This window comes from Oscillibacter sp., from assembly GCF_031978065.1.
In the GTDB taxonomy this organism is placed as follows: Bacteria; Bacillota; Clostridia; order Oscillospirales; family Oscillospiraceae; genus Oscillibacter.
In genome coordinates this window covers 1-3,922 of the sequence record NZ_DALZCH010000173.1, presented here as the reverse complement: position 1 = coordinate 3,922, position 3,922 = coordinate 1, and the positions used below count along the sequence as shown (strand labels likewise).

Annotated in this window: 3 protein-coding genes and 1 pseudogene; all 4 read right to left on the bottom strand. The window is 61.2% G+C overall.

Features of this window, described 5'->3' with window-relative positions; translation table 11 throughout:
* Positions 1-1,075: UDP-N-acetylglucosamine 1-carboxyvinyltransferase (gene murA / locus RTK01_RS16175; RefSeq protein WP_312281956.1), on the bottom strand; the 1,075-nt coding region annotated here is incomplete at its 3' end.
* 66 nt (positions 1,076-1,141) lie between these two features.
* The gene (gene murG, locus RTK01_RS16170) at positions 1,142-2,272 is read right to left on the bottom strand and encodes an undecaprenyldiphospho-muramoylpentapeptide beta-N-acetylglucosaminyltransferase (RefSeq protein WP_312281955.1); all 1,131 of its coding nucleotides are present in this window, start codon (positions 2,270-2,272) and stop codon (positions 1,142-1,144) included.
* Positions 2,273-2,307: 35 nt separating this feature from the next.
* Entirely contained in the window at positions 2,308-3,399 is a 1,092-nt protein-coding gene (gene ftsW / locus RTK01_RS16165; RefSeq protein WP_397353090.1) for a putative lipid II flippase FtsW, read from the bottom strand.
* 213 nt (positions 3,400-3,612) lie between these two features.
* Positions 3,613-3,922 (bottom strand): annotated as a pseudogene (locus RTK01_RS16160) (phospho-N-acetylmuramoyl-pentapeptide-transferase); the annotation flags it as partial.

Genomic DNA, 3,922 nt, shown 5'->3' with positions numbered 1-3,922 from the left:
TTTCCACGCCACTGACCACCGCCACACGGCCGGACACACGGATATCCGCGCCCATGCGGGAGATCTCGTCGACATGACGAAAGCAGCTTGTGAAAATGTTCTCCTCAAACACCGTGGCTCCCCGGCTGCGGGTCAGCGCCGCCATTAAAACAGCCTGCGCGTCGGTGGGAAAGCCCGGATAAGGCGCGGTGTGAATGGGACGGATGCCCCGCAGCGCCCCCCGCCTGCGCAGGGTAATGCCCTCTTCGTCCGCCGTCACGGTGCAGCCCGCCTCTCGCAGCGCCGCCGTCACAGTGGACAGATGCCCTTCCTTCGCGCCTGTCAGATGCGCCTCGCCCCCGGCGGCTGCCGCCGCGCAGAGATAAGTAGCCGCTGCAATGCGGTCAGGCATCACGGTATACGTACAGCCGGAAAGCTGCGCACCGCCTTCTACCGTGACGGTGGAAGTGCCCGCACCGGAAACCTTTGCGCCGCACGCACAGAGATAGTCCTGCAAATCCTCGATCTCCGGCTCCCGGGCCGCATTGTAAATAGAAGTGACACCATTTCCTCCACAGGCAGCCAGCATCAGGTTCTCCGTGGCGCCCACACTGGGCAGGCTCAATACCACCTCCCGCCCCACAAGGTGGGGCGCGGTGCAGCGGAGCCGCCCGCCGTCCTCCCGGATGTCAGCCCCCAGCTCCCGGAGGCCCGCCAAATGTAAATCAATGGGTCTTGGTCCCAGCTCGCAGCCACCGGGGTAGCTGAGGTCCGCCTGACCGCAGCGGGCCAGCACGGCCCCAAGGAAAATGGCGGAGGAGCGCATCTCCCGCATCAGCGCGTCGGAGATGTTGCAGCAATTCATGCCCACGGTATTTACCGTCAGCGTATCCTCCTCCCAGCGGGCCTCGCAGCCAAGATGCCGGAGAATGCGGACCGACGCGTCCACATCCCGCAGACGGGGACAGCCTTTCAGCACCGTCTCCCCCCGGTTTAAAAGCGTAGCCGCCAGGATGGGCAGTGCGCTGTTCTTTGCGCCCTGCACCCGGACGGAGCCGGAAAGAGCCCTCCCGCCCTTTACGATGATCTGACTCATAATGCAATTCCCTCCGCATACAGAATGGTTCAACAGTCCATCGTATGCGTGGGGAGCCTTTGGGGGTTACAGCAGCTCCAGCACCGTCTGATAGATACGCTCCGCCGCGTCGGGAATGCCAAGCTTCTCCATGGCGGCAGACATGGACGCGCGCCGGGCGTCATCCCGGAGAATTTCGCAGGACCTTTGAAAAAGGACCTGTCCATTTGCCTCGTCTTCCAACAAAACGCAGGCTCCGCCCGCCCGTTCCAAAACCCGCGCGTTTTTCTCCTGATGGTTGTTGGTCACATAGGGAGAGGGTACGATCAGCGCCGGAACACCCAGCGCCGTCAGCTCGCTGATGGTGGACGCGCCCGCCCGGCACAGAACCAAATCGGCCGCCCGAAGCGCCCGGTCCATATCATAAATGTAGGGCCGCACCTCAAGAGACGGGTGCCGCTTGAGGTCCACACCCCGCTCTTTCAGCGCCCGCAGCAGCGCCTTGTAGCCGCCGCCCGCCCCGTGAATGTGGTGAAACGGCTCCTTTGCCGCTTCCAGCGCCAAAAACGTGGCCATTTCTCCGTTCATTCCCGCCGCGCCCAAAGACCCCCAGAAGGAAACGATCAGAGGTCTTTTGTCATGAATCCCCAGTTCTTCCCGGGCCTGCTGTTTGGTCCGGGTAAAAAAATCGCACCGCACCGGCGTTCCCGTGACCACCACCCTGTCCGGATGGCGATATTGACCCCGGCACTCCTCAAAGCCCACCATGATCCGGTCGGCAAAAGGCTCCAGCAGCCGGGTAGTCAGCCCGGGGACCATGTTGGACTCGTGGACGGCGGTGGGGATTCCCAGCTTTGCCGCCGCTTTTACCATGGGAAAACTGGCATAGCCCCCGGTGCCAATGACCATCTGGGGGCGAAATTCCCGCAGAATGCGGCGCGCCTCTCTGGGCGCCCGGAGATAGTTTCCCACGGAGATTAAATTGTGCTTGATTTCCGCCGGTTTCATCGAGCGGTGAAAGCTGGAGATGTGAACGGTGCGAAAAGCGAAGCCCGCCTTTGGAATCAGGTCCTTTTCAAGGCCCCGCTCCGCACCCACAAATAAAATCTCCGTATCCGGCTTCCGCGCGATCATCAACTGCGCCAGAGCGACGGCGGGATTCACATGTCCCGCCGTCCCCCCGCAGGTGAAAATGACCCGTTCGGGCACGTTGCCCATTTTAAAACACTTCCTTAAAGTCCGCGTGTCCCGCATCAAATCTTCATCTGTCGGGACACGCTCAATACAATCCCCATTTCAAAGAGCTGGATCGTCAGCGCCGTTCCTCCGTAGCTGAAAAAGGGGAGAGATACGCCGGTGGTGGGCAGCAGTCCCGTCACCACCCCCATGTTCAAAAAGGTCTGAAAAGCCAGCAGCGTGGTGATGCCCACCACCAGCAGACTTCCGAACCGGTCCCGGGCGTGGAGGGCAATCCAGTATCCGCGCAGAATCAGCGCCGCGAACAGCAGCATAATCACCGCCGCCCCGATCAGCCCCAGTTCCTCGCACACGATGGAAAACACAAAGTCGTTGTGCTCCTCCGGCAGGTACATGAATTTTTGCCGACTCTTGCCAAGGCCAACGCCCAAAAGCCCACCGGAGCCGATGGACAACAGACTCTGAGACAACTGATATCCGTCTCCCCGGGGGTCGATGAACGGATTGTGCCACATGGCGATGCGGGACGCACCGTAGCCGACGATTCCCACCACGGCATACATTCCCGCCGCGGCCACGCCCAGCGCGCCGCCGACCCAGCCCCAGCCGATGCCGCCCACCAGCATGATGGCGGCTCCGGCGCCTAAGATCAGCAGCGTCCCGGACAGGTGGGGTTCCAGCATCATCATCCCAGCCAGCACCAGCAAAATCATGCCGTAGGGCAGAATGCCGTACCGGAAGGTCTGCATCCGCTCTTTCTTTTTGGAAACGCTGTCAGAAAAATAGAGCACCACCGCCAGCTTTGCCACCTCTGAGGGCTGGAATTGCAGCGCCGTACCCCGGATTCCCAGCCAGCGGGTGGCGCGGTTGACGGTGAGGGCGAAGGGGTTTCCCGGAATAATCACCAGCACCAGCAGAATAATGGCCAGAAACATCAAGGGTTTTGCAATGCCACGGAACCGCTGATAGTTGATCTTTCCCACAAACGCCATGGCCGCCACGCCCATAATGGCGAATACGCCCTGCTTCGACACGTAATAGGTCGGGTTGCCGCTTTCGTAATAGGCCCTTGGAAAGCTGGCGGAAAACAGCATGATGAGTCCAATTGCGGTCAGCAGCAGCACCAGCAGGCAGAAGGGCAGATCGATGGGCCCTCGGGCCAGTTCCCGGCTCTCCTGCTCCCGGAGTAAGCGCTCCTCCTTGGCCCGCTGGCGGGCCAAAAGCGTTTCCCGACTGACGGCGGGACGACGGACGGAGCTGAATCCCCGGTCCCGGTCCCCCTGGGGAGAGCGGGGCCGTGCGTTATTTGGTTTGCGTTCCCGGACCACCGGTCACTCCCCCTTCTCCATTTGGCGGACGCGTCAAATTCTCCCCTGAATCCCCAGCCACGCCGCGACACAGCCCGCCAGCGTGATGAGGGAAAACACCGTCACAAGCTTCGCCTCGCTCCAGCCGCACAGCTCCAGATGATGATGCAGCGGCGCCATTTTAAAAAAGCGCTTGCCGTGGGTGGCTTTAAAATACACCACCTGAATAATGACCGACGCCGTTTCTGCAATATAAATCAGCCCTATGGGAACCAGCACCAGCGGCATATCCATTGCAAACGCCAGCGCCGCCACCGCACCGCCCAGAAACAGGCTTCCGGTGTCGCCCATGAATGTCTTTGCC

Coding starts and splice junctions, on each gene's coding strand:
- murG (WP_312281955.1), bottom strand. CDS start 2,272: ATGGGCAACGTGCCCGAACGGGTCATTTTCACCTGCGGGGGGACGGCG.